The sequence below is a fragment of the Okeania sp. SIO2B9 genome (genome assembly GCF_010672505.1).
Classification (GTDB): domain Bacteria; phylum Cyanobacteriota; class Cyanobacteriia; order Cyanobacteriales; family Microcoleaceae; genus Okeania; species Okeania hirsuta.
In genome coordinates, this window is sequence record NZ_JAAHGK010000562.1 from 1 (window position 1) to 4,693 (window position 4,693).

General features: G+C 40.0%; 3 protein-coding genes. All 3 read left to right on the plus strand.

All coding sequences use genetic code 11. The annotated features are described in order from the left end of the window. The first annotated feature begins 292 nt into the window (after nucleotides 1–292). Nucleotides 293–1,000: an SDR family oxidoreductase gene (locus F6K13_RS19125; RefSeq protein WP_124145113.1), complete on the plus strand. Its 708-nt coding sequence runs from the start codon at nucleotides 293–295 to the stop codon at nucleotides 998–1,000. A gap of 371 nt (nucleotides 1,001–1,371) precedes the next feature. Further along, nucleotides 1,372–2,433 carry a 4-hydroxyphenylpyruvate dioxygenase gene (gene hppD, locus F6K13_RS19130; RefSeq protein ID WP_124145114.1) on the plus strand — a complete coding sequence of 354 codons (1,062 nt, stop codon included), beginning with the start codon at nucleotides 1,372–1,374 and terminating at the stop codon, nucleotides 2,431–2,433. A 799-nt stretch (nucleotides 2,434–3,232) separates the two neighbouring features. Next, the coding region (locus tag F6K13_RS19135) for a peroxidase family protein (protein ID WP_287288038.1) at nucleotides 3,233–4,693 on the plus strand (1,461 nt) is incomplete at its 3' end.

The following is a 4,693-nucleotide window of genomic DNA, read 5'->3' on the forward strand; positions in this document are numbered from 1 at the left end:
TGCTTAGGGAATAGGGGATAGGGAATAGGGAATAGGTAGGGACTTTGAATACATCCCACATAGGGACTCTACATATAGCTAGTGCGTTATCGGCAGCTCTACCTTAGCAAATGCCATTCGCCCCTACAGATGGTGCTTTAAAGGTCAATTTGCCTAAGTCCTGAATAAATTTGAGTGGAAAGGGAGTAGGGAGTAGGGAAAACCGGAGCAAGGAAATAGAGGAATCTCCGAGTCCTATTTTCATAGTACTATATTATAAAAATATATGTAAAGAAATGTAAAGAGAAAGTTAATGCAGGACAAAGTTGTTGTAGTTGTGGGTGCTACTGGTGGTATAGGTTCAGTAGTGGCAGAAAAACTGGCAAATTCTGGTGCGAGCTTAGTATTAGCGGCCAGAGATAGCAGTAGATTGGACAATTTAGCCACTCAACTATCTACTACCCAAGTTATTACTGTACCAACAAATATTACCAACCCAGAGGAAGTAGAAACTCTAATGGAAAAAACTTCCAGTCATTTTGGCCAAATTGATGTGTTAATCAATGCAGCAGGAGCAGGTATTCTCAAACAATGGAACAAAATTGAACCTGCTGACCTAGATATTATGCTTGACCTCAATTTGAAAGGCAGTTTCTATACCTGTCAAGCCGCTGCCAATGTCATGAAAGGACAAAAATCAGGCCATATTTGCAATGTTATTGGTATTCTCGGCAAACATTCAATGGCCATGGGGACTGTATATTGTGCTTCTAAGTTTGGTTTGGTGGGTTTGAGTAAATGTATGGCGGATGAGTTACGACGCTATGGTATTAAGGTGACTCTTTTCTATTTCGGAGGAGTGAATACACCTTTCTGGGATAATGTTAGCCTAAAGGTCGATCGCTCAAAAATGCTAAGTTCTGAAACTGCTGCCGATGCAATAATGTTTGCCCTCAATGCAGAACCCCAAGCTGTACCAATGGAAATTAATATTCAGCCAGACAGTCATTTATTTTTTTAAAGCAGAAGTTACACATTCTTCCAAGAAAAACACTATATATATCATAGTGCTATAGTTTTTATCTACTATATGTAGTGTCTTTGCGTAAGTCCTTTCAACAATTAATAATTACCTCTCTTGGAAAGGAAGAGGTAAGACTCAAAGGAAAATTATAGCGCTGCGCGCAGGCAACAGGCAACAGCTCCGGAAGGCAATAGGGGGAATAAAAATCTGATAATATAAGACTTTTAGCTATTGGACAATTCGTACAATTTGTAAAGATGCCAGCGCACATTGCTATAATTCATTGTTTCTCCTTTAAAGGAGAGGATTTTTACCTTAATTATTCGGTAAAGAAAAGAATTTAAGCTCATCAGTAATAAAGGTTGGTTATGGAATTCGATCACATTCACTTCTACGTTGAAAATGCAATGGAGTCACGAGATTGGTTTATTGAAAAATTAGGCTTTAAAGCGATCGCCTCTCAAACCACTCAACATACTCATAAGGAAATTATCAACAGAGGTCGAGTATATTTTGCCCTATCCTCTCCCATCACATCAGAAAATTTTGTTGCTGATTTTCTCAGGATACATCCTCCCGGAGTAGGTGATGTCGCTTTTAGGGTTCGAGACCTTAACTCAGTTGTGGCCAAAGCTGCGGCGAATGGAGCAGAAGTTTTGCAACCTATTCAGCAAGACTTACAGGGTTTGAGATGGGCAAAAATTTCCGGATGGGGAGATATAAGTCATACTCTAGTTGAAAAAATTGATGATGCACAAATTTTACATCCTACTTCTCAACTCTCTACAAATATTGTAGCTATCGATCATGTAGTTTTGAATGTAGCTGAGGATAATTTACAATCTGCTCTCGACTGGTATCATCAAATTCTAGAATTTCAACCCCAGCAAAGCTTTGAAATTCAAACAGATAAATCTGCTTTACGCAGTCAAGTGATGGTTGACCCAGATGGTGGAGTGAAATTTCCCATTAATGAACCTGCATCTGCTAATTCTCAAGTTCAAGAATTTTTGGATGCTAATCATGGTGCGGGGATACAACATATTGCTTTACGGACAGAGAATATTTTGGAGGTGATAGGAGATTTGCGATCGCGTGGTTTGGGTTTTTTGCGGGTTCCGGCAACATATTACTCTCAACTGCAAGCAAAAGCATTAAGTTATTTACCGGAAGTTGACTGGCAAAAAGTTCAAGAATATCAAATTTTGCTAGACTGGCAGGAAATGAGACCGGAAGCAATGTTACTGCAAATTTTCACCAAACCCATTTTTCCTCAACCAACTGTATTTTTTGAGTTTATTGAACGCAGGGTTGCTTGGGTGAATGGTAAACAAATGCAAGCTCAAGGTTTTGGTGAAGGAAATTTTCTAGCTTTATTTGAAGCTATAGAAAGAGAGCAAATGCAGCGAGGTAGTTTGGGCAAAAGTTAAGAGTATTGGACTGATATAGTATCCGGATAATTAGTTATCCTATCATTTAGGAGTCAGGATCAAGGATCAAGGAGTCAGGATCAAGGATCAAGGATAAAGGAAGGATGAGAGTGGGAATTATCTGGGGATATTCCGGCATTTTATGTCTGCATTGAATAGAAGTATAGAGTGCGGCAACTGTATAACCGGATTTCATATTATACCAAATCAATAAATATTTGCGACAAATAGCTAGGATGTTTCTTAGGAGTCAACCCACCCGTAATATCAAATCCGGTAGCATCGGTGTAATTAGATTCATAGTGTGGGGAGTGTGGGGAGTGTGAGAGATGGGGAGATATTTGGTAATGGTTGAAGATGGAACATTTTTTTATACCGAATTAAACGGATTTAATATAACCCCTGGGAGGGGAAGTCAGGAGGACCGAGTCAGAATGAATAGCTTCAATACCATTTTTCAGGTCGGAAATCATTCTTTTCTCTTGGTGCGCGTTCCGCAAGCGAGCTGGCGTCGTCGCGGGGTCGCACCGCTCTCTTGGTCGATTGGATATGGCGAGGAGACCCTAAGAGTGACAGAGCCGCTCCGAAGATCGCCATCCCACCCTAGGGGAAGCTGCGCTAAGGACCGCTTTGTCAAAGGACATATCCTACATTTGTCTTTTTATTTCTCTGACTATTTGTAACATTCTTTTTTCACGCTTAGTATTGTATATCACATTCTATGGAATGCTACGCAAATTCTATAGAATGTGATATATAATTTTGGCGATGTCAATCAACATTATTATAGGGTGCAAAAATGGACGATAATTACGAAAAAAATAATCGTATCCAACAAGCTTTTGATTTTTCGGAGAATGAACAGACTCTTCTGAGCGACATTAATGGGCTGGGAGTGGCTTTAGATGATGACCTTTATAAAATTGAAGCCACAGAAGGCTCTTTAGATATCTTTGTCGAGTTAACCTTTAACCATAATGAAGGGAATCTTGATTTATTTCTCTTTGATTCAACAGGAAATGAAATTGCCTCTTCAGATTCTCTAGATGATAATGAAATAATTGATTTTACTGTTGACAAAGCAGGAACTTATTATATCCAAGTTACTTCAGGGGATGGTACTTTTTCAGGGAATACCTATGATTTGTTCTGGAATGATGTTATTGGCGAAAATACCTTTCGCACTATTAATGGTTTAAATAATAATCTTCAAAACCCTGAATTTGGTAGTGCAACAGAAAAAGGCACTCGATACACTCAATTATTACGCTTAGGTCCTGAAGCTTACGAAGATGGATTATCTGAACCAAGAGGTGGTGGACTAACTACGCCCCTTGAACTTCCTAGTGCGCGGGCAGTCAGTAATGCGATCGCCGATCAAGGAGAAGAATCTATTGTCAACGACTTTAAACTTTCTGACTGGTTTTGGCAGTGGGGACAATTTATCGATCATGACATCGATTTAACGGAAGCCGATTCTTCAGGGGACTCATTTCCTATTCAAGTTCCTACAGGCGATCCAGATTTTGATCCTTTTGGAACAGGAACTCAAACCATCCCCTTAACCCGTTCTATTTTCGATCCTGCCACTGGCACCACAAACCCCCGTGAACAGATTAACGAAATTACGGCGTTTCTTGATGGTTCTATGGTTTATGGTTCCGATGAAGCAACAGCCCTTTCTTTGAGAGCTGATGATGGCACTGGAAAACTAGCCACCAGCATCGGTCCTGATGGGGAGATTTTACTGCCTACTGATAGTGATGGTAACTTTCTTGCCGGAGATATCCGTGTTAATGAACAATTAGGCTTAATTTCTGTTCACACCCTGTTTGTTAGAGAACATAACCGCTTGGCAGATGAAATTACTGATGTTTTAGACAATGGAAACGGAAGTAAAGCAGACAAACTGAATGAACTGTTTGAAGAGTCTGGGTTAAGCCGTGGTGACTTTATCTATGAATCAGCTCGTCGTTTAGTTGGGGCAAAAATTCAGACCATTACCTATAATGAATTTTTACCCTTGCTCTTAGGAAAGGATGCTCTTGGTGAGTATACGGGTTATGATGAAACCCTTGAACCGGGTATTTTCACTGAATTCTCCACTGGTGTTTTCCGCTTTGGTCATACCATGCTTTCACCTCAACTCTTACAAGTGGAAGAGGATGGAAGCTATGAAGCCGTTGCTCTACGAGATGCTTTCTTTCAACCTAGCAAAATTATGGAGGATGGAGTTGATTCTTTATTGAAAGGGTTAGAA

Coding starts and splice junctions, on each gene's coding strand:
- hppD (WP_124145114.1), top strand. CDS start 1,372: ATGGAATTCGATCACATTCACTTCTACGTTGAAAATGCAATGGAGTCA.
- F6K13_RS19125 (WP_124145113.1), top strand. CDS start 293: ATGCAGGACAAAGTTGTTGTAGTTGTGGGTGCTACTGGTGGTATAGGT.